This is a genomic window from Burkholderia sp. MSh2, assembly GCF_000731655.1.
GTDB classification, from domain to species: domain Bacteria; phylum Pseudomonadota; class Gammaproteobacteria; order Burkholderiales; family Burkholderiaceae; genus Burkholderia; species Burkholderia paludis.
Map to the genome: position 1 here is coordinate 15,511 of NZ_JPGM01000066.1, position 20,263 is coordinate 35,773.

Consider the following 20,263-nt stretch of genomic DNA (forward strand, 5'->3'; position numbering starts at 1 on the left):
CGGCCGGTGCCCACGCATTTCCGGTTATACGGCGCCACCCTTGAGGGGTCCGCAGGAGTGGCGCAGCGCTGCTACCGCGCGCGTTCGGGCATTGTCCGCTGGCCCGATCGCAGGGCCGATATATCAGCGCAATTCCGGGAAATCCTCTTCCCAGTATTCGTCGGGCAGCCGCGCGGGCTCAGCCGTGCGCTCCATCTCGCGACGCCGCAGCTCGATGCGGCGGATCTTGCCGGAAATCGTCTTGGGCAATTCGCTGAACTGAATGCGGCGAATGCGCTTGTACGGCGCGAGTTTCTCTCGCGAGAAACGAAACACGGTGCGCGCAAGTTCCGGACCGATCTCATAACCCTGTCGCACCGTGACGAAGGCTTTCGGCACCGATAGCCGCAACGGGTCCGCGCTAGGTACGACGGCAGCCTCGGCAATCGCCTCGTGTTCGATCAGCACGCTTTCCAGTTCGAACGGGCTCAGGCGGTAGTCCGACGACTTGAAGACGTCGTCCGCGCGGCCGACGTACACGAAGTAGCCGTCGTCACGGCGCATGGCGACATCGGACGTGTGATAGAAGTGATTGCGCATCGCTTCCGCCGTTGCCTTCGTGCTGTTGGCGTATCCGGACATCAGTCCAAGCGGACGCGATGACAGCGACAGCGCGATCTCGCCTTCGTCGACGACCTGGTCGTCCGCATCGACCAGTTCGACGTGGAAACCCGGCATGGGCCTTCCCATCGATCCGGCAACGATCGGCTGGCCCGGTGAGTTGCCGATCTGGCAGGTCGTCTCGGTCTGGCCGAACCCGTCGCGTATCGTGATGCCCCACGCATGACGCACGCGCTCGATGATCTCCGGATTCAGCGGCTCGCCTGCGCCGACGATCTCGCGCAGCTTGACCGGATACGTGGCGAGCGGCTCCTGCACCATCATCCGCCAGACGGTCGGCGGGGCGCAGAGCGTCGTGACGCCGCACCGCACCAGCACGTTCAGTGTGTCTTTCGGCACGAAGCGCGCGTAGTCGTAGACGAATACGCATGCCTGCGCATTCCATGGTGCGAACAGGCAGCTCCACGCGTGCTTTGCCCATCCCGGAGAACTGATGTTCCAATGGATGTCGCCGGGTTGCAGGCCGATCCAGTACATCGTCGACAGGTGCCCGACCGGGTAGCTCTGATGCGTATGCTCGACAAGCTTCGGCTTCGACGTCGTCCCTGACGTGAAGTACAGCAGCAGCGGGTCGGTCGCTTGCGTCGGGCCGTCCGGCTCGAATCGGGCGCACGCTTCATACGCGGCCGCAAGATCGATCCAGCCTTCAACCCCGCTCGGGACGGTGCCTGCGGAGAAGCGCTTCACGTCGACAGCGAGCTCGTCGAATTTCGCGACCAGGCTGGCGTCGACCACGATGTAGCGCACGCCGCCGGCCTCGATGCGATCTCGAACATCGTCCGGCGACAGCTGCGTCGTCGCGGGCAGCACCACGGCGCCGAGCTTCATCGCGCCGAGCATCACATCCCACAGCTCGACCCGGTTCGGCAACATCAACAGCAGGCGATCGCCGCGCGCGACACCTTGCGCGCGAAGAAAGTTCGCCATGCGCGCCGAGCGGTCGGCCATCTGCGCGAACGAGAATCGTGTTCCGCCGGCGGCGGCGTCCTCGATGATCCACAATGCCGGATTGTCGTTGTCGCGGGCGATCACGTCGAAGTAGTCGAGTGCCCAGTTGAACGTGTCGAGCCGGGGCCACGCGAATTCCTGGCGTGCGCGCTCGTAATCGGTGCGATGCCGCAGCAGCAGATCGCGTGCATCGAGGAAAGCCTTGGTGGAAGGGGGAGAGTGGGTGGTTGTCATCTCATGCTGTCCTGTGTAGCTGGATTACTGCCGGGAAACTGAAACGGGTGATCGTGTTTCGGTCAATCGCCGGTGCGATGGACGTTCTCGTGAAGAAATTCGCGGGTTCTCTCGAACGCCTCCGCGACATTTCCCGGCGCGTCGCACGGCCAATCGCCTGCCCGGTGGAGCCCTGGTCCCGCAAGATGGGTGTACACGGCCGGCCCCGATGCGGCGCGTTCGAGTGCGTACCATTCCCCGGGTGAGTATTGGGAGTCGATCTCGCCGCGATGCACCAGCGTCGGCGTGTTCGTTTCCTCGTCGATCCAGGCTGGATCGCTCATGCCGCAGTGAACGACACAGGGGGCCGACAGGGTCCGCGCGGCGCGCAGCGCGATCGCCGCTCCCCATCCATAGCCGACGATGGCGACGTCACCCGCGTGACCAATGGCGTCGGCTGCCGTTGCGACAAGCCTCGTGGCCGTCTCGCCGCCGAGTCGCCATGCCAGTGCGTTGCCGAGAAGGCGGTTGGCAGGCGCGTAATCGAGTTCGACTTCCTGTCGAATGCTGTCGAACAATGCGGGCACGACCGTCAGGTATCCGTCGGCCGCGTGCCGTTCGGCGACGTGACGCATATCGGCGTTAACCCCGTATATCTCGTGAACGAGAACGATGCCGCCGACCGGCCTGTCGTCGGGTTGTGCCAACCAGCCGTTCATCGGGCCGTGCGCGGTCACCAACGTGATCCAATGACTCATCTGCACCTCTTTCAACAATAGAAAGCGAACCTCGCTTGTGTCGAAGCCGCAGGGGAACGTCGCTGCAGCCGGTCATCTCCCAAGCGATTCGCCGCCGGCGTCGAGCGGATCTCGACGATGTCGTTCGCGTGCCGTGCGGCGTCCGCTCTTCGGATGGCAACATCGATGACGAAGCGCATCATAGAAGCTCGAGCTGCGTTTCGCAATATACAAACAGACTGGATTGTCTGTTTGTTGTGAATTTGCAAGAGCGAACGGGCGAACCTGCCTTGCACTGCCGCATCGACGTTATGTGCCCGCTTCGCGATGCGAACGACGAGCGCAGCAGGGGGCGGCACGTGTGCCTCCGCGTCGCAGTGAAAGGCCTGCCTGGCGTGCTCCCGCGCCGCTTCGAAGTTTCTGCCACGCATTCGCACGTCGATGCGCCAGCTTCGCGAACGATGCGCCGACAGGCCCGACAACATCGATTTCGGCAGGTGTTCATCGGCCTTCTCCGCCCACTGGATTGCTGCGCCGCAGAAGCGAAAGCGCACATTTCTCGTTGACAGGTGTGACAGTCGGCACAACAATTTCAAAAAAACAGACGGGTTAGTCTGTTTGTTTGAGTGGATGGTCGGGCAATCAATTCAAGTCACGCGGAACCGGAATGAAAGAAGGCATCAAGGAAGTCGTGATCGTTGGCGCGGGCCAGGCCGGCGCGACGGTAGCCCTCGGCTTGCGTCGTGGTGGATTCGACGGCGAGATCACGCTGGTGGGCAACGAAGCGTATCTGCCGTATGAGCGGCCGCAGCTGTCGAAGGAAATGTTGCGACGTGACCGGAGCGAGATCCGGTCGATCAAGACCGAGGTCGAATTCGAAGGCCAGCGGATCCGCCTGGTCCTGGGTCACAAGGTCGTCAAGACGGATGCGGATCGCCGGCACATCGTGCTGGACGACGGCCGCGAGATCGCGTTCGACCGGTTGGTGATCGCAACCGGCGTGAAACCGCGCCGCTTGCCGGGGAGGCTGGGCGATTCGAAACGCGTGCGCTGCCTGCGCACCGCCGACGATGCGGGCCATCTGCGTGCGGGCCTGGAAGCCGGCATGCCACTCGCGATCGCGGGCGGCGGCGTGATCGGCCTGGAAGTCGCGGCGGCCGCACGTGCATTGGGATGCGAGGTCACGGTGATCGAAGCCGCCGACCGGCTGATGTCGCGAAGCGTGGACGAAACCGTGTCCCGTTATCTCGACCGCGCGCATCGCAGCAACGGCGTGGACATTCGCTACGGCGTGCACGCGACGGAGCTGCCCGACGATGGTCGCCTGACGCTGTCCGACGGCAGCACCGTAGCCGCGCATAGCGTGCTGGCCGGCATCGGTGTGATTCCCAACATCGAAGGTTTCGACGATCTCGGCATTACCGACGCTGCCGGCGTTCGCGTCGATGCGTATGGCCGGACGGAGATCGACGGGATTTTCGCTACCGGCGATGTCGCGTCGCAACCCATCGGCGATGGATTCGGACGGGTGGAAACCTGGGCCAATGCACAAGACCACGCGCTGAACGTCGTCAGCAACCTGCTCGGCGAGCCCGTGGCGTACACGTCGCCGGTCTGGTTCTGGTCGGATCAGGGCGAGATCAATCTTCAGGTGGCCGGTAATGCGACGCGAGGCAACCGGATCGTGCGCGGCGACGCGAATGCGGACACCTTCAGCGTCTTCTGGCTCGACGACGGTGACCGCGTGACGGGGTGCGCGACAGTGAATTCACCCAAGGACATGGCAATGGCGCGTCGCTGGGTGAAGCAGGGAAGCCGGGTCGACCCGCAGCGGCTCGCCGATCCGGGCATTGCATTACGCAGTTGTGCGTGCTGAACACGCAAGGTCAGAACCACGAGGAAAAGACCATGGAGAGAGACACGAGGTTGGTGGAGGTTGACGAAGCACGCCTCCAGTTCAAGGTAAGGCGGGAGGCATTCGTCAGCGACGGCATCCTGGCCGATGAATACGAAAGGATCTTCGATACCTGCTGGCTTTATGTCGGACACGTATCGGAGTTCAAGAAGCCCGGCGATTTCGTCACGCGTACGATCGCGCGCCGCAACCTGCTGGTGACGATGGGAACGGACCAGCAGATTAATGCGTTCTTCAATACGTGTCCGCATCGCGGTGCGACGGTTTGCCGGGATCGCGCGGGCAATTCGAAAAACTTCCAGTGTTTCTATCACGGCTGGGTTTTCGGCTGCGACGGCAATCTGAAGAGCCAGCCGGGCAAGGAGCGCTATTGCGCCGATTTCATCGCGAGCGGGGCTGGCAATCTCGTGCCCGTGCCGCGCTTCGACATCTATGCCGGCTTCTGCTTCGTCAGCTTTAACGCGGAAGTGGAGCCGCTGCCCGATTACCTGGCGGGCGCCAAGGAGTACCTCGATCTGGTGTCGAAGTACTCCGAGAGCGGCATGGCGATCTCCAGCGGCACGCAGGAATATGCGATTCGCGCGAACTGGAAATTGCTGGTGGAGAACAGCGTCGACGGCTATCACGCCGTGAGCACGCATGCGACTTACCTCGACTACCTGAAGAACACGAACGGCGGCCTGACGAGCGCGAAGCTCGAGGGCCGCAGCCACGACCTCGGCAACGGCCACGCGGTGCTCGAATACACCGCGCCGTGGGGGCGGCCGATCGCGTCATGGGTGCCGCTTTGGGGCGAGGAAGGCAAGGAGGAGATCGACCGGATCTTCGCGCGCCTCGTCGAATTGCACGGCGAGGAGATGGCCGACCGCATGGCGCACAAGAACCGCAATCTGCTGATTTTCCCGAATCTGGTCATCAACGACATCATGGCGATCACGGTTCGCACGTTCTACCCGCAGGCGCCGGACTACATGCTGGTCAATGGCTGGTCGCTGGCACCCAACGAAGAGTCCGACTGGGCGAGGAAGTTCAGGCTCAGCAACTTCCTCGAGTTCCTCGGGCCGGGCGGATTCGCCACGCCGGACGATGTCGAGGCGCTGGAGTCGTGCCAGAACGGATTCAGCAACCATCGCCTGGTTCCGTGGAGCGACATCTCCAAGGGCATGGGCAAGGAGATGCCGAACTACGACGACGAGCTGCAGATGCGCGCTTTCTGGACGCGCTGGAACCAGACCATCGGCGGCGCGCCGGCTCGGCAGCCGGATGCCGATCGGCCCGCGCCGGCTCAAGCAGCCTGAGGACACGCCCATGAATGCCGTCACACTCGAAAGCGCGCCCATGCGCGTCCCCTCGTCGAGCGACTTCGCGCCGTACGTCACGCGCACGGAAGTGGAAGACCTGCTTTACCACGAAGCGGAACTGCTCGACACCTGGCAGCTCCACGACTGGCTCGCCCTGTTCGCCGGCGACGGATGCTACTACGTGCCGTCGACCGATCTGCCGCGCACCGCGAGCGCGGACGACAGCCTGTTCTATATCGCGGACGATCCGGTCCGGTTGCGCGAACGCGTGATCCGGCTGATGAAGAAGACCGCCCATTCCGAGTACCCGCGTTCGAGGACGCGCCACCTGGTGAGCAATGTTCGCATTCTCGAAGCCGGCCCGGACGAGATCAAGGTGGCCGCCGCGTTCGTGACGTACCGAATCAAGTTCGGCAACAACGATGCTTATGTCGGCAGCTCGTACTATCGCCTGCGCCGCGTCGACCAGCAGCTCAGGATCGTCGAGAAGCGCTGCTTCCTGGACCTCGAAGCGCTCCGCCCGCACGGGCGGGTGAGCATCATTCTTTGAAATGGGGTGACCATGGATATCACGCTTCCGTTTCGCTACAAGAAGCTCGGCTACGCCGCGATCAACGTCACCGACCTGAGCCGTTCGGTCGCGTTCTACGAACAGGTCGTCGGCCTCGAGGTGGTGCAGCAGGATGAAGAGATTGCCTACCTCCGATGCAGCCGGGACCATCACAACGTCGTGCTCTGCCAGGCGGCCGGGCACGGCCTCAAGCGCGTCGGCTTTGAGCTGGAGCAGGAAAGCGACGTGCGGGCCGCGTTCGCGCATTTCGAGCAGCTCGACATGGCGCCGGTATGGGTGCCGAAGGACGAAGCCCGACGGATGAAGCAGGGGCCGGGCTTCCGCGTACGGGAACGGCACAGCGGCCTGCTGTTCGAGTTGTTCGCGGGCAGCATGCACCTGAGCAAACCGTTCGTGCCGACGGTCGCGAAGATCGCGCGGATCGGCCATATCGTGATCGGCGCGGAGAACTTCGAGGCGAGCCGGGATTCGCTGGTTCGGGATTTCGGCTTCCGGATTTCCGATCTGATCGAGGATCGCATCGTGTTCATGCGCTGCCATCCGAATCCGTTCCATCACACGTTCGCCGTCGGTCCCGCGAGCAGCAGTCACTTCCATCACGTGAACTTCATGGTCACGAATATCGATGACATCGGGCAGGCGCTCTACCGGATCAAGAAACATGACGTGAAGGTGGTGTTCGGCCCGGGAAGGCATCCGCCTTCCGACAGCGTGTTTTTCTACTTTCTCGATCCGGACGGCATCACGGTGGAGTACAGCTTCGGGATGGAAGAGTTTGCTGAACACGGCGCACGTCCGCCGCGCTACCTGGAGCCCGTGCCCGAATCGCTCGACGTCTGGGGCGCGGTACCGGATGGCGAGTTCGGTCGCAGCGGCCCGATCGAACGGGACGTGGCCGTCATCGCTGCGCCCATGATGCAGAAAGTGATCGGTTGAGCGCCATGAAGAAAACAGAAACCAATCTGGAAGGCCAGGTGGCGGTGGTGACCGGCGGCGCGCACGGCATCGGATTCGGCATCGTCGAGCGCTTGCTGCAACTGGGTGCAAGCGTTGTGGCGTCGGACATCGATCGGGCGTCGCTGTCGGCGGCGCGCGAACGGCTCGCGAAGTCGTTCGGCCGTTCGATCGCGACGCACGCGGCGGACCTGTCGAAGGAGCGCGGTGCGCAGGCGCTGCACCGTGCGGTCGCCAGACGATTCGGCGCCGCGCAGATTCTCGTGAATTGCGCGGGCGGCGGTGTCATTCGTCCGTTCCTGGAACACACGCCGGAGACGCTCAAGGCGACTATCGACCGGAATCTCTGGACGGGCATCTGGTGCAGCCGGATTTTCCTGCCCGGCATGCTCGCTGCGAAGTACGGCCGGATCGTGAATATCGGCGCCGACTCGGTTCGCAACGGGCTGCCGGCCCACGCGGGATACAACGCGGCGAAGGGCGGCATGCATGCCCTGACGACCGGACTGGCGCGCGAGTTCGCATCTAGTGGCGTGACCGTCAACACGGTGGCCCCGTGCGCGGTGAATACCGAGGCCTGGGTCATGGTGAAGAAGTCGAACCCGCGGCTCGCGCAGGAATTCGTGGACGTCATCCCGGTCGGCCGGGTGGGCGAAATCGAGGAGGTTGCTTCGATGGTGGGGTATCTGGCGTTGCCGGAAGCGGCGTTCGTCACCGGGCAGGTGATCAGCGTCAATGGCGGCAGCACGATGCTGTGAGGATCAGGATGAATACGATCACTGAATTGACAGACCTGTGTGCAACCGACGAATTGGCAGACGGCGACATCCGCCGCGGGACGCTGCCGTCGGGGCACGCGGTGGCGATCTACTGCGTCGACGGCGCGTTCTACGTGACCGACGACATCTGTTCGCACGGGGATGCGTCGTTGTCGGAAGACGGTTCGCTGGAAGGTTACGAAGTCGAATGCAGCTGGCATTTCGGGCGTTTCGATATTCGCAACGGCCAGCCTTGTGCGATGCCGTGCGAGCATGCGATCCGCACCTGGCCGGTGACGATCGAAGGCGGCCGCGTGTTTGTCGATGCGGGAGCCCACGCGCCATGAGCGGCATCGATCTCACCGTCCTCCAGCGTCGCGTGCGCGTTGCGGCGCGCGCGCTCGCGCGCCATGGCCTGGTGCAGGCATGGGGCCATTGCAGCGCACGAATCGACGACGCGTCGTTTCTGGTCTGCGCATCGCGGCCGATGGGGCAGATCGCCCCGGGAGAGCCGGGCACGGTGGTGCCGATCCACGCACCGCTGCCGCCCGGTGTGTTGGGCGAGGTGCGCATTCACCAGCAGGTCTACAGGCTGCGTCCCGACGTCGGGGGCGTATGTCGTGTGATGCCGCCCAACGTCGTCGCGCTGTCCACGCTCCGGCTCGTGCCCACGCCCCGTCATGGCGTGGGCGCATTCAATGCGGCCTGCAAGTTCTGGGACGACCCCCGGCTGCTGCGCGACGACGGGCTGGCCGCGCAACTGGCCGCCCGCCTGGGCGATGCGCCGTCGCTGGTCATGCGCGCAAATGGCGCCATCACGGTCGGACCGGGCATCGAATTGGCCACGGGCTTCGCATGGTGTCTCGAAGACGCTGCTCGGATCGAGGGGCTCGTGCGGTCGATGACCGGCGACCGGATTGCCGATGCGGAGGGCCTGACGCCCGACGAGGTCGGCGCGCGGCAAGTCAGCTCCGGCGCGGTATTCGAACGTCTGTGGGAATTCCTGACGGCAGGGGACCCCGAGGCTGCGGCGAACGAAGCCGGGTTTCCCGTTCCACTCTGGGGGAGCGGGTCGTGATGGCCGGCGATCCGTAATACCCCGCTACAACCCTGAGCGGCACGTCGCGGTGCCTGCTTCTACTCGAGGAACATACGATGAGTCTCTGGCTTGATTTGCTCGGCGCGGAAATCCGCTACGTCGACACGAAGACCTTCGGCACGATTCGAATCGCCGAGGCCGGGAAAGGCAATCCCGAAACGATCATCTTCCTGCACGGCATCAATGGCCATCTGGAAGCGTACGCAAAGAACATCGTCCCGCTGTCGAAAGACTTTCATGTGGTCGCGTTCGACTATGTCGGGCATGGCTTGTCCAGCAAGCCGGTTCGGGAATACAGCCCGATCATGCTGGCCGGGCAACTGGGCGAACTGATGGACGCCCTCGGGATCGAGGCCGCCCACCTCTCGGGCGAGTCGCTCGGCGGCTGGGTGTCCGGCCATTTCGCCGCGGCAAACCCCCATCGCGTGCGACGCCTGATGCTCAATACGGCGGGCGGCATTCCGATCGTGACCGACAAGGGCAAGCAGGATCTGCAGACCTTCATCGGGCTGAACAAACGCAACATCGACAACACGCCGACCTACGATTCCGTCCAGGCGCGCATGCACTGGCTGATGCACCCGAACAATCGCCATCTCGTCGACGACGAACTCGTCGATTTGCGCCTGCGCATCTACTTGCGTCCCGAAAGCCGCGCCGTGCTGCCGAAGCTCAACGAAATCCTCGCGCGCCACGATGAGTACCTGATTCCGCTCGACCAGCTGCCGGCGGGAACGCTGTTCCTGTGGACGCACGACAACCCGATCCACGACACCGAATCCGTGAAGGCCGCCCACGCACGGGTGCCGGGAAGCCTCCTGTATTTCATGAAGGGCGACGCGGCCCACTGGCCGCAATACGAGGCGATCGACGAGTTCAACGACCTCGCGGTCCGATTCTTCAAGACCGGGAAGGTGGAGTGAGCATCCGAAAATGACCGAAGAAAACACCATTGCAGAACGACTGTGGAGCGCGCAGCAGCGTAACGAGCCGTGTCCGCCGGTCCGCGATCGCCTGGAGGGCATGGATGAGCACGCGCAGGCGGCGTTCGCCTATGCGGTGCAGCAGCTCAACATCCAGCGTCAGTTGTCGGCGGGCCGGCGAATCGTCGGCAGGAAAATCGGCCTGACATCGCTGGCGGTGCAGAAACAGCTTGGCGTCGACCGTCCGGATTTCGGCACGCTGCTGGACGACATGGCGATCGTCGACGGCGAGCCGATCGATACGTCGCGTCTGATGCAGCCGAAGGTCGAGGCAGAGATTGCGCTCGTACTGAACAAGGATCTCGTCCACGAGCGCAACACCGTTGCCGATCTGATCGATGCGACGGCCTATGCGCTGGCGGCGATCGAGGTGGCGGACAGCCGAATTGCCGGCTGGAACATCCGCTTCGTCGATACGGTGGCGGACAACGCTTCGTCGGGCCTGTTCGTGCTCGGCACGCAGCCGGTTGCGCTGTCGACGCTCGACCTTGCCGGGCTATCGATGCGAATGATCTGCGGGGCGGAGACGGTGTCGAAGGGCATGGGAGCCGCGTGCCTCGGCAATCCGCTGAACGCCGCGCGTTGGCTGGCCGACACGCTGGTCGAGGTCGGCACGCCGATGCGTGCGGGCGACGTGATCCTGACCGGCGCATTGGGGCCGATGGTACCGGTGCAGGCGGGCCTGACCTATACGGCGCACATCGACGGCTTCGCCCCGGTGCGGGCGATCTTCTCCTGACGAGGGTTTTCACATGATTCATCACACGCACAAGGCCGCGATCATCGGTTCGGGCAACATCGGCACCGACCTGATGATCAAGATCATGCGTCACGGCAAGCACATCGAGATGGCGGCGATGGTCGGCATCGATCCTGCGTCCGACGGTCTCGCGCGCGCCGAGCGGCTCGGCGTCGCCACGACGCACGAAGGCGTCGAGGGGCTCGTACGCCTTCCGGTGTTCGACGAAATCGATTTCGTGTTCGATGCCACCTCGGCCGGCGCGCATGTGAAGAACGACGCATTGCTGCACGCGCTGAAACCCGGTGTCCGCGTGATCGATCTCACGCCTGCCGCGATCGGCCCGTATTGCGTGCCGGTCGTGAACCTCGACGCGCACCTCGATGCGCTGAACGTCAACATGGTGACGTGCGGCGGCCAGGCGACGATTCCGATGGTCGCGGCCGTCTCGCGCGTCGCGAACGTCCATTATGCGGAGATCGTCGCGTCAATCAGCAGCAAATCGGCGGGGCCCGGCACGCGCGCCAACATCGACGAGTTTACCGAAACGACATCGAAGGCGATCGAGGCGGTCGGTGGCGCGACCAAGGGCAAGGCGATCATCATCCTGAACCCGGCCGAGCCGCCGCTGATGATGCGCGACACCGTCTACGTGCTGTCCGAGGCCGCGAACCGCGGCGAGATCGCGGCGTCGATCGAAGAGATGGCGAAGGCGGTGAGCGCGTACGTGCCGGGGTATCGGCTCAAGCAGAAGGTGCAGTTCGACGAGATTCCCGCGAGCGCGCCGCTCAGCATTCCGGGGATCGGAAAATTCAGCGGCCTGAAGACGTCCATCCTCATTGAAGTAGAGGGCGCGGCGCACTACCTGCCGGCCTACGCGGGCAATCTGGACATCATGACGTCAGCCGCGCTCGCCACCGGCGAGCGCATGGCGCGATCGATGCGTGTCGTCTGACTGGAGCACGGGCATGAACGAGAAACTCTATATTTCCGACGTGACACTGCGTGACGGCAGCCACGCGATTCGCCATCAATACTCGATCGAAAACGTTCAGGCGATCGCCCGCGCGCTGGATCGCGCGCACGTCGACAGCATCGAGGTCGCGCACGGCGACGGCCTGCAGGGATCGAGCTTCAACTACGGCTTCGGCGCGCACAGCGATCTCGAGTGGATCGAGGCGGCGGCCGACGTCGTCGAGCACGCGCAGATCGCCACGCTGCTGCTCCCCGGCATCGGCACGATTCATGACCTGAAAGCCGCATACGGTGCAGGTGCGCGCGTGGTGCGCATCGCGACGCATTGCACCGAGGCGGATATCTCGAAGCAGCACATCGAGTATGCGCGCGAACTCGGGATGGATACGGTCGGCTTCCTGATGATGAGCCATATGACGACGCCGGAGAAACTGGCCGTCGAGGCGAAGAAGATGGAAAGCTATGGCGCGACCTGCATCTATGTCGTCGACTCGGGCGGTGCGCTCAGCATGAACGACGTGCGCGACCGTTTTCGCGCCATCAAGGCGGTGCTGAAGCCCGACACGCAGACGGGCATCCATGCGCACCACAACCTGAGCCTGGGTGTCGCGAACTCGATCGTCGCCGTGGAGGAGGGTTGCGACCGCATCGATGCGAGCCTCGCCGGCATGGGCGCCGGTGCGGGAAATGCGCCGCTGGAGGTGTTCATCGCGGCTGCGGAGCGCATCGGCTGGCGGCACGGCACGGATCTCTACACGCTGATGGACGCGGCCGACGACATCGTGCGCCCGCTGCAGGACCGCCCGGTACGGGTGGATCGCGAGACGCTCGCGCTTGGTTATGCGGGCGTGTATTCGAGCTTCCTGCGCCACTCGGAAGCGGCCGCGCGGAAATACGGCCTGAAGACCGTGGACATCCTCGTCGAGCTTGGCCGGCGGCGCATGGTGGGCGGGCAGGAGGACATGATCGTGGATGTCGCACTGGATCTGTTGCGCGACACCGCGTAACGCCGAAGCCGCAAGCGTGGGGCAAACACCGGACGCGTCGGTCGAGCCGTTGTTTCGCCCCCTGACGATATCGCCGCGAGACGGAGATCCGCATTGTCAAAAGGAGGCCACCAGAGACCAGCGTCACGAAATAAGAGAGACGAGCCTGTATTGAATGAACACGTGCACTTCGGCAACGCAGCTTCAATGGCGATCTGCCGGACGTCTCTTGTTCAGGAATAAAAAAAAGCCGTCGGATAGAGGTGAAGGAGACACATGAGGCATCAACGAGCAGCGCTATTCGCAATAGCGGGGAGTATCTGCGCCCCCGTATGTGCACAACCGGCCATTACCTTGTATGGAATCGTCGATACCGGCGTGGAGTTCTTCACGCATGCGTCAGCCACGGGCGGTGCAATGGTGCGATTCCCGACGATCAGCGGCGGTGACCTGCCGTCGCGTTGGGGGATACGTGGCGAGGAGGATTTGGGCGGTGGAATCAAGACGGTGTTCACGCTCGAAAGCGGCTTCGCGCCGGCCAACGGGACCTTGCTTCAGAACGGCCGCTTGTTCGGCCGCCAGTCGTTCGTCGGGATCAAGGGCGAGTGGGGACAGGTGACCATGGGGCGGCAGATGAACATGACGATGTACGGGATGGCCGATGCGGACGTGATCGGTCCGGCAGCGTTCAGCCTGGGGTCGTTCGACGGCTATCTTGCCGCGGCACGCGCCGACAACAGCATCGAATACCGCGGCACATTCTCGGACCTGACGCTGGGCGTCAGCTATTCGTTCGGACGCGACGGCCTGCCGGCCGGCAATTGCGGCGGGCAGTTGCCGGGCGACATGATGTCGTGCCGCGCCGTGACCGCCATGCTGAAGTATGACCGTCCTGCCTGGGGCACCGCGCTCATTTACGACGAACAGCGCGGCGGCGCAGGTGCGACTGCGATAACGGTCGTGCCGGGCGTGCGCGGTGTCGCGTTCGGCGGTTCAGGCGATAGCGACCGGCGCTATCAGGTAAACGGCTACGTTCTCGTCGGGAACGTGAAGGTCGCGGGCGGATGGGTGCACCGGGAAATCAACGGAGATGTCATGACCGTGCGAACGGATCTCGGCTACCTCGGCGCATCGGTGAGCTATGTGGCGTGGACCTTCGACGCCCAGGTCTCTCATGTCAGGAATCGCTCGTACGATGCGGACGGAACGATGGGTGTGGTGCGCGCCAACTACCGGCTTTCCACGCGGACTTCCGTCTACGGCCTGGTTGCGTACATGAAGAACAGCGGTAGCGGTGCGGTTTACTCGGTTTCGGCGAGCAGTCCTGTTACGGCCGTTCCTGCCGCGGGCGTGGGGCAGGCGGGAGCAATGGTCGGTATCCGGCACCTGTTCTGATCGCGGCATCGACGCGCCGGGCGTATTGATACGCCTTCTGAAGGTGGTTTGAGAGTCGGAAGTAGTCGAATAATAAATTCGGACTACTATTAATTTTATTGATGGAAACAGGTATCGGGAAATCGTTGCCGGCGCGTGGTTACTGGAGGAAATGATGAGCGAAGAAGCACAGGCAAGCGGGCCATGTTCAGGGCTGCGCGTTCTGGAGTTCGGATCGATGGTGTCGGCGCCGTTGGCTGGTCAGATCCTGGCGGACATGGGTGCGGAGGTCATCAAGATCGAGCCGCCGGAAGGCGATCCGATGCGCCGTGTCGGACCGTTCCACAAGGGCATGGGTGCGCTGTTCATGACGGTGAACCGGGGCAAGAAGAGTGTGGTTCTGGATCTGAAATCGCCCAGGGATCTGGAGCAAGCGGTCGGGCTGGCGCTGTCGGCCGATGTGTTGATCCACAACATGCGCCCTCGTGTGATGGACCGTCTCGGCCTCGGATACGACGCGCTACGCGATGCCAACCCGAGGCTCGTCTACACGTCGATCTCCGGGTTTGGCGAGTCAGGGCCGTATGCGTCCCAGCCTGCGTACGACCACGTTCTGCAGGGTATGACCGGCGTCATGTATCTCCAGGGGCGTGGCGATACGCCGGAACCCATCCGCAACCTGCTGGTGGACAAGTCCACCGCGACGATCACGGCGAGTGCGGTTCTGGCGGCGCTGCTGCACCGAACGCGCAACGACGGACGCGGGCAGCGCATCGATGCGTCGCTATTGAACGCCTTTTCGTGGTTCGGGCTTACCGACAATATCGGGAACCACACGTTCCTGACGCCGGACGCCCGGAAGGCGTCTCCTCTTGACATCCATCACCCGCTTCGAACCAGCGACGGATGGGTCATCGGCCACATCCAGACCGACGACCAGTTTGCGGCGGCCTGTCGCCTTTTCGGGCGAGAAGACCTGCTCGATGACGAAACCTGGAAGTCGCCGGCGAAAAGAATCGAACGAAATGGCGAAATGTGGCAACTGCTCGGCAGGCGGGCGACTGCGATGACCCGCGCCGACGTTCTGGAGCGCGCGAAAGCCGAGGGTGTGGCGCTTGGTCCGATCTACACACTGGACGAATTCTTCGAGGATCCGCAGGTCCGGGCCAGCGACATCTATGTCGATCACGAAGACCCTGAATTCGGCGTGATTCGACAGATGAATTTTCCGGTGCGTTTCGAACGCTCGACGATCGACGTCAGAAGACGCGCACCGGTTCTTGGCGAGCATACCGAAGAAGTGACAGGCATGACGAAACAACAAGAGAAGCGTTCGTGACCGTTTTTCCCGGCGCCGCTTGCTGATGCCGGTTGCATATCGACGAGCATCGCGGAAATGACTTGAACTGCATCGTGCAGGAGAACAGGAGAGACACGTGATTACTTTCGATTTGAGCGAAGAACAGGAAATCGCACGATCCGCGATGAGAAGTTTCGCGGAAGGGGAATTGCGGCCGATCGCGCAGAAGCTGGACCGCGAGTCGGCCATTCCGGCGTCGACGCTGGATTTGCTGTGGTCGACCGGGCTCGCCCAGATGCAGGACACCGAGAACAAGCGTCAAGGCTCGGTTCTCAATGCGATCGTGCTCGAGGAACTGGCCGCTGCCGACGCGACGCTGGCGCTCGCACTCGCAACACCGATTGCATTCGAGCAAGCCATCATGGGGCAGGGGTCGGTGGCACAGCGTCAGGCTCTGCTGCCGCTCTTCCAACGCAACTCGTTTCATGCCGCCGCGATTGCGGTGATGGAGCCGCACGTCGACGCCGATGTCTCGATGCCGAAGACAGAGGCCGTTCGCGATGGCGACGGGTGGCGGCTCACGGGACGCAAAACCCTGGTGCCGCTTGCCTCCGCCGCCAGCCATTTCCTGGTCATTGCTCAAGCTGACGGCGAACGCGCGGCCTTCATCGTCGATCGCGCCGCGCCGGGCGTCCGCGTGGAGGCGCCCGTTCCGACCGTCGGACTGCGCGCGCTCGCGATGAGCGACGTGTGTTTCGACGACGTGCAGATTGCACCCAAGGCGCGCCTGGGTGAACACGCGGACGCCGACATTCAACGCATTGTCGATTCGTCGCGCGCGGGTCTTGCCGCCGTGATGGTCGGCTTGTCGCGCGGGATCCTGGAATACGTCATCCCTTACGCGAAGGACCGCGTGGTGCATGGCGCGGCGCTGGCGAGCAAGCAATCGGTCGCTTTTCGTATCGCGGATGCGTACATCGATGTGTCGGCAATGCGACTGATGGCATGGCGTGCCGCTTTCGAGCTGGGGAACGGCCAACACGCCACGCGCTCGGCCCGACTTGCCTACACCTATGCCGCTCGTCAGGCGATGCTGATCGCGGACGAGGGTTTGCAGATCTTCGGCGGGCACGGATTCGTGCGCGAGCATCCGATCGAAATGTGGTATCGCAATGCCCGGGCCGTCTCGATGCTCGAAGGCGTCGCAGGGATCTGACATAAACCAAGGAGATCGAACATGGTTGACTTTACGCTCACGCCGCGGGACGAGCACTTGGTGAGCATGGCTCGCGAGGATGCGAAGATTGCCCGGAAATATGCACGGTACTACGATCAGAATCACGAAGAACTGGAGCCGGTTGCGCTTCCGGAATCGGCGGATCGTCCGGATCCTTATGCACTGCTCGACGCGGATCCTGCCGGAACGAGCGGCCCGATCGTGACGCAGTCCCTGCTGTTTCTGGAGCATCCGGACGTTCGCATGAGGCGCGACACGAGCCGGTTCCTCGGAACCAGGATCATCGAATATGCGGGGACGCCGGATCAGGTCGACCGGTTCGGCGACAAGCTGCTTTCGATCGCGATCTCGGAGCCGGGCGCCGGCTCCGATCCGCGCGCGATGGCCGGGCACGCGCGCTACGACGAAGCCACGAATGAGTGGGTACTCAATGGCGAGAAGATCTATTGTTCTGGCTTCGGCGAAGCGGCAGGTGCGGTCGTATTGCTGAAGGGGCCGCCGGATGAACGGGGTATCCGCCCGTTCCACTCGTTCGTGGTCGAGAAGAATATGCCGGGCCTGGTGCTGCTTGGCCAGGTCGACAAGATGGGCATACGCGCATGGGACACCGCGGATTTCGTGCTGCAGGACTGTCGGGTGCCGCCGACGCACAAGCTCGATACGGATCTCAAGCGTACGTTGATGGTGTTCAACGGGTCGCGCGCGATGGTGACCGCCTTTGGGTTGAAGACCGCCAGGAATTTGCTCGACGAAGTCCGGGATACGTTGCTAGACGAAGGACGCGCGATCGATTACGAATGCGGGCGCAATGCGCGCTCCGCGGTACAGGATCGCATCATCGCTCTTGAAGCGCTGCACGACGCGACGGAACTGATGATCCTGCATGCGAAATGGGCCGAGCAGCAGAACGGCGTGACCGACGAGCGAACGATGATCGAGGCCTCGATGGCGAAGGCGCTAGGCGGTACGGCTACGCGGCGCATCAGCCAGGATTGCATGGAGATCCTCGGCCCGCTCGCGTTGACGGAGGCGCGACTGGCCGAGAAGTGGTTTCGCGACGCCCGCATATTCGATATTTTCGAAGGTGCGGGCGAGGTCAACCGTCTGATCGTTGCCCGATGGCTGCTCGGATATTCGAACAAGGAACTGAACTAGGATCGGTTGACACGGGAGACGCGCTGTGAGGAAACGACGATCGAAGATCGATTGAGCCCGAGACGACCAAATACCGGGGGGATTCCGGATAGGCGGCGTGAGCCCGCAGGCCGATGCCGAAGCAGGTTTTTTACTCCCCCCGGACTTTTCATTTCCGATCGTCCGATCGTCCGATCGTCCGAACAGCCGAACAGCCGAACAGCCGAACAGCCGAACAGCCGAACAGCCGAACAGCCGCCTCCCGTGCTCGACTGGAACAGCGTGGCAAGCTGCCGAATCTGACACAGTGAACCCATTTGGAGGTCGACATCGAAAGTGTAGGTATCCAGACGAGTGTGTCAGGATTTGCCAGGGTAAGCAGTCGGGTTGTGTTCGTCACGAATTGAATGAGCGTGATAAGTCGTCATTCTCGGCCTCATTTTGTGACCCGGTGTCGATTCCAGCACTGCACTTTCCGCCTGCTTTTGCGTGCCCTGTCTCGCAGCGCTCGATATCTCGAAGCACAAAGAGGACTTCGCCCTGGGCGCACAGCTTGATCGCGGCGCACATCCAGCCGCGAAGGGAGACGAGCAGCGCGTCGATGCGGCTCGTCAATCGGGGCGACAATGCACAGAAGTTGCTTCTCGTGGCAATTGGCGCGTGTGAGTGGGTTCACCATGGAAACGCGATGTCGAGTGTTTCCCGGTTATCGCCGGGGAACAGCAACGGAAGGAAACGCGACAGGAACATGAACTCGTTATAACAATGCATGAGTAGTGCACGGCGGGGATGTCAGAATTTCCGTGTTCAAGACGAGGTTGAGACTCAGGCGGATGGTCGAATGAATCGATCCGCAGAAAAGATAGCGAACGGGTTCATGGCTGTTTTCCAGTCGTGAGCGGCATGTCCCCAGTCAGCCGTGATGTTGCGAAGTGCTAGCCAAATTGGTTTCGTTGCCGCCTTGTCGGTCGGGAAGTTGCCCCGGGTCTGGGCGATCTTGCGTAGCTGCGAGTTGATATTCTCGATAGCGCTCGTAACCGGCATGATCTAGCCGGTGCCTCGCGTTTCCGCGCCGAGCGGTCGGTATAAAAATTTGGAAATTTCCCGCGTAACTCTTGTAGATTGGGCATTCAAGCGCTTGCGTGAATACCGATCCACATCAAGGAATCTCATAACACTCGGATTCCGGATCCGGATGTATGACGTTGATTGTGGGTAGAAGCCGTGTCGAATCTTGCCTGTCAATCCGGACCGTTTCCTGCGACGGAATCTTCTTCCCATTGCGCCAGAAGCTCGGCGGGGATGGCCTTGACCACTTCCGCGTAGCGTTTGCCAACGAACTGTTCGGCGCGTTTCAGCAATACCGGGATCGGGCTGCTGGGCTCATGCATCTCGAACCATTGTCGCGCCGCACGAATCAATGCCAGCGCCTCCTGTCGGTCGTCGGGCGGGTCGTCGGTGCGCGACGCTGCACCCGACGGCCGGTCGGCATCGATGTATTCGTCGTTGTACTGATCGGGAAAGGCGTCGGTCGTATGCGCGTCATCCATCGTGCGCCGATCGTGACCGTCGGCGTCAGGCTCCGATGCGGTATCCCGTACCGATTCGATGCGCTGCTCGCCCTGCTGCAGGAGTTGAAGAACGCGCATCAAGGACGAGAAGTCGGGCAGATACGCATCCAGAAACTCAGTGCACCACCTGTCGATGGCGGCGAGATTCGACATGGTCTCGTCGAAAGCTTTCATCGTTGCCGGCTGTTGCAGGCGCAGATCCTGCAACTGCTGAATGACCGAATCGGGTGCGAGGGCGTCGGCCGGGCGCGGATGCGCGAAAGCGCGTTCGACGTCGCGCACCTGCAGCCGAGTGGCGGTCGACTTCACCAGCACGATCTCCCGTACGTCGGCCAGGAGTCCATCGGGGTCGGCGAGCCCCTGCAACGCATTCATCCGCATGTCCAGCACGGCCTCGCGATCGTCTTCGACGCCCGCCTGCGGATGGATCTGGTCGGGAAACGTCTGCAGCCATGCGGCCAGAAGCCCGGTTCCTTCGGCAAGACCTGCTGCGCCGCCCAGCCGTGCGCGGCAACGCGTATGGATGACGGCGACACGCATATCCTTCGTGCGCAGCATGAGCCGCCGGCAATCCCGCTCGATCTCGCTCCAGTTCAGCGGGTCGGCTCCGCCGACGAAATTCCCGTATTGCACATCCTGCTTGGGTGCGGCGCTCGCGAACAGCACCACGAAATCGTGGTCGTATTCGAGATCCGGGCCGCAGGGCGCAGCGTCGCTCACGGGCGCGAGCCAGTCGAGGTGCGGCTTGCCTGCTGCGGGTGTCTGGCCGGGCTGTTTCGGTGCGGCGGATGGCTTCTTGCTCATGGTC

At 62.9% G+C, this 20,263-nt stretch carries 19 protein-coding genes and 1 pseudogene; 15 read left to right on the forward strand and 5 right to left on the reverse strand.

What is annotated here, in order from left to right; all coding sequences use genetic code 11:
- Positions 1-123 precede the first annotated feature (123 nt).
- The 3 genes from GQ57_RS31325 to GQ57_RS42365 all read right to left on the reverse strand — a co-directional run bounded on the left by GQ57_RS31325 (position 124) and on the right by GQ57_RS42365 (position 3,112).
- Entirely contained in the window at positions 124-1,842 is a 1,719-nt protein-coding gene (locus GQ57_RS31325) for an AMP-binding protein (RefSeq protein WP_034199881.1), read from the reverse strand.
- 62 nt (positions 1,843-1,904) lie between these two features.
- Positions 1,905-2,579 (reverse strand): dienelactone hydrolase family protein, encoded by a 675-nt coding sequence (locus tag GQ57_RS31330; RefSeq protein ID WP_034199905.1) that lies wholly within the window; start codon positions 2,577-2,579, stop codon positions 1,905-1,907.
- Positions 2,580-2,590: 11 nt separating this feature from the next.
- Complete coding sequence (locus tag GQ57_RS42365; protein ID WP_152603399.1) at positions 2,591-3,112, reverse strand: hypothetical protein; 522 nt, start codon at positions 3,110-3,112, stop codon at positions 2,591-2,593.
- A gap of 113 nt (positions 3,113-3,225) precedes the next feature.
- Between GQ57_RS42365 and GQ57_RS31335 the strand changes: the two genes are divergently transcribed.
- The 15 genes from GQ57_RS31335 (at position 3,226) to GQ57_RS31405 (ending at position 17,905) form a co-directional block, all read left to right on the forward strand.
- Positions 3,226-4,434 (forward strand): NAD(P)/FAD-dependent oxidoreductase, encoded by a 1,209-nt coding sequence (locus tag GQ57_RS31335; RefSeq protein ID WP_034199882.1) that lies wholly within the window; start codon positions 3,226-3,228, stop codon positions 4,432-4,434.
- The gene (locus GQ57_RS31340; protein ID WP_235215157.1) at positions 4,428-5,771 is read left to right on the forward strand and encodes an aromatic ring-hydroxylating oxygenase subunit alpha; all 1,344 of its coding nucleotides are present in this window, start codon (positions 4,428-4,430) and stop codon (positions 5,769-5,771) included. The genes GQ57_RS31335 and GQ57_RS31340 overlap by 7 nt, the downstream gene beginning before the upstream one ends.
- A gap of 10 nt (positions 5,772-5,781) precedes the next feature.
- A complete protein-coding gene (locus GQ57_RS31345; protein WP_034199907.1) occupies positions 5,782-6,324 on the forward strand; it encodes an aromatic-ring-hydroxylating dioxygenase subunit beta in 543 nt (180 codons plus the stop codon).
- Between the two features lie 12 nt (positions 6,325-6,336).
- On the forward strand, positions 6,337-7,281 hold the full coding sequence (locus GQ57_RS31350) for a VOC family protein (protein WP_034199883.1): 945 nt from the start codon (positions 6,337-6,339) through the stop codon (positions 7,279-7,281).
- Positions 7,282-7,286: 5 nt separating this feature from the next.
- A complete protein-coding gene (locus GQ57_RS31355; RefSeq protein ID WP_031402481.1) occupies positions 7,287-8,057 on the forward strand; it encodes an SDR family oxidoreductase in 771 nt (256 codons plus the stop codon).
- An 8-nt stretch (positions 8,058-8,065) separates the two neighbouring features.
- Positions 8,066-8,404: a non-heme iron oxygenase ferredoxin subunit gene (locus tag GQ57_RS31360; RefSeq protein ID WP_034199884.1), complete on the forward strand. Its 339-nt coding sequence runs from the start codon at positions 8,066-8,068 to the stop codon at positions 8,402-8,404.
- Complete coding sequence (locus GQ57_RS31365) at positions 8,401-9,135, forward strand: class II aldolase/adducin family protein (protein WP_034199885.1); 735 nt, start codon at positions 8,401-8,403, stop codon at positions 9,133-9,135. The genes GQ57_RS31360 and GQ57_RS31365 overlap by 4 nt, the downstream gene beginning before the upstream one ends.
- A 77-nt stretch (positions 9,136-9,212) precedes the next feature.
- Complete coding sequence (locus tag GQ57_RS31370) at positions 9,213-10,079, forward strand: alpha/beta fold hydrolase (protein ID WP_034199886.1); 867 nt, start codon at positions 9,213-9,215, stop codon at positions 10,077-10,079.
- A gap of 10 nt (positions 10,080-10,089) precedes the next feature.
- A complete protein-coding gene (locus GQ57_RS31375; RefSeq protein ID WP_034199887.1) occupies positions 10,090-10,878 on the forward strand; it encodes a 2-keto-4-pentenoate hydratase in 789 nt (262 codons plus the stop codon).
- 13 nt (positions 10,879-10,891) lie between these two features.
- Complete coding sequence (locus tag GQ57_RS31380) at positions 10,892-11,833, forward strand: acetaldehyde dehydrogenase (acetylating) (protein ID WP_034199888.1); 942 nt, start codon at positions 10,892-10,894, stop codon at positions 11,831-11,833.
- Positions 11,834-11,846: 13 nt separating this feature from the next.
- Positions 11,847-12,860 carry a 4-hydroxy-2-oxovalerate aldolase gene (gene dmpG / locus GQ57_RS31385; protein WP_034199889.1) on the forward strand — a complete coding sequence of 338 codons (1,014 nt, stop codon included), beginning with the start codon at positions 11,847-11,849 and terminating at the stop codon, positions 12,858-12,860.
- Between the two features lie 255 nt (positions 12,861-13,115).
- Positions 13,116-14,234 (forward strand): porin, encoded by a 1,119-nt coding sequence (locus tag GQ57_RS31390; protein ID WP_034199890.1) that lies wholly within the window; start codon positions 13,116-13,118, stop codon positions 14,232-14,234.
- Positions 14,235-14,388: 154 nt separating this feature from the next.
- On the forward strand, positions 14,389-15,552 hold the full coding sequence (locus GQ57_RS31395; RefSeq protein ID WP_160257572.1) for a CaiB/BaiF CoA transferase family protein: 1,164 nt from the start codon (positions 14,389-14,391) through the stop codon (positions 15,550-15,552).
- Between the two features lie 97 nt (positions 15,553-15,649).
- Entirely contained in the window at positions 15,650-16,729 is a 1,080-nt protein-coding gene (locus GQ57_RS31400) for an acyl-CoA dehydrogenase family protein (RefSeq protein WP_034199891.1), read from the forward strand.
- A gap of 21 nt (positions 16,730-16,750) precedes the next feature.
- Entirely contained in the window at positions 16,751-17,905 is a 1,155-nt protein-coding gene (locus GQ57_RS31405; RefSeq protein ID WP_034199892.1) for an acyl-CoA dehydrogenase family protein, read from the forward strand.
- A gap of 804 nt (positions 17,906-18,709) precedes the next feature.
- Here GQ57_RS31405 and GQ57_RS40620 read toward each other — a convergent pair.
- Positions 18,710-18,919, reverse strand: a pseudogene (locus tag GQ57_RS40620) (IS256 family transposase); the annotation flags it as partial.
- A gap of 206 nt (positions 18,920-19,125) precedes the next feature.
- Entirely contained in the window at positions 19,126-20,259 is a 1,134-nt protein-coding gene (locus tag GQ57_RS31410) for a type VI secretion system protein TssA (RefSeq protein WP_031402492.1), read from the reverse strand.
- Positions 20,260-20,263: the final 4 nt, after the last annotated feature.

Coding starts and splice junctions, on each gene's coding strand:
- GQ57_RS31325 (WP_034199881.1), bottom strand. CDS start 1,842: ATGACAACCACCCACTCTCCCCCTTCCACCAAGGCTTTCCTCGATGCA.
- GQ57_RS31330 (WP_034199905.1), bottom strand. CDS start 2,579: ATGAGTCATTGGATCACGTTGGTGACCGCGCACGGCCCGATGAACGGC.
- GQ57_RS31335 (WP_034199882.1), top strand. CDS start 3,226: ATGAAAGAAGGCATCAAGGAAGTCGTGATCGTTGGCGCGGGCCAGGCC.
- GQ57_RS31345 (WP_034199907.1), top strand. CDS start 5,782: ATGAATGCCGTCACACTCGAAAGCGCGCCCATGCGCGTCCCCTCGTCG.
- GQ57_RS31350 (WP_034199883.1), top strand. CDS start 6,337: ATGGATATCACGCTTCCGTTTCGCTACAAGAAGCTCGGCTACGCCGCG.
- GQ57_RS31355 (WP_031402481.1), top strand. CDS start 7,287: ATGAAGAAAACAGAAACCAATCTGGAAGGCCAGGTGGCGGTGGTGACC.
- GQ57_RS31360 (WP_034199884.1), top strand. CDS start 8,066: ATGAATACGATCACTGAATTGACAGACCTGTGTGCAACCGACGAATTG.
- GQ57_RS31365 (WP_034199885.1), top strand. CDS start 8,401: ATGAGCGGCATCGATCTCACCGTCCTCCAGCGTCGCGTGCGCGTTGCG.
- GQ57_RS31370 (WP_034199886.1), top strand. CDS start 9,213: ATGAGTCTCTGGCTTGATTTGCTCGGCGCGGAAATCCGCTACGTCGAC.
- GQ57_RS31375 (WP_034199887.1), top strand. CDS start 10,090: ATGACCGAAGAAAACACCATTGCAGAACGACTGTGGAGCGCGCAGCAG.
- GQ57_RS31380 (WP_034199888.1), top strand. CDS start 10,892: ATGATTCATCACACGCACAAGGCCGCGATCATCGGTTCGGGCAACATC.
- dmpG (WP_034199889.1), top strand. CDS start 11,847: ATGAACGAGAAACTCTATATTTCCGACGTGACACTGCGTGACGGCAGC.
- GQ57_RS31390 (WP_034199890.1), top strand. CDS start 13,116: ATGAGGCATCAACGAGCAGCGCTATTCGCAATAGCGGGGAGTATCTGC.
- GQ57_RS31395 (WP_160257572.1), top strand. CDS start 14,389: ATGAGCGAAGAAGCACAGGCAAGCGGGCCATGTTCAGGGCTGCGCGTT.
- GQ57_RS31405 (WP_034199892.1), top strand. CDS start 16,751: ATGGTTGACTTTACGCTCACGCCGCGGGACGAGCACTTGGTGAGCATG.
- GQ57_RS31410 (WP_031402492.1), bottom strand. CDS start 20,259: ATGAGCAAGAAGCCATCCGCCGCACCGAAACAGCCCGGCCAGACACCC.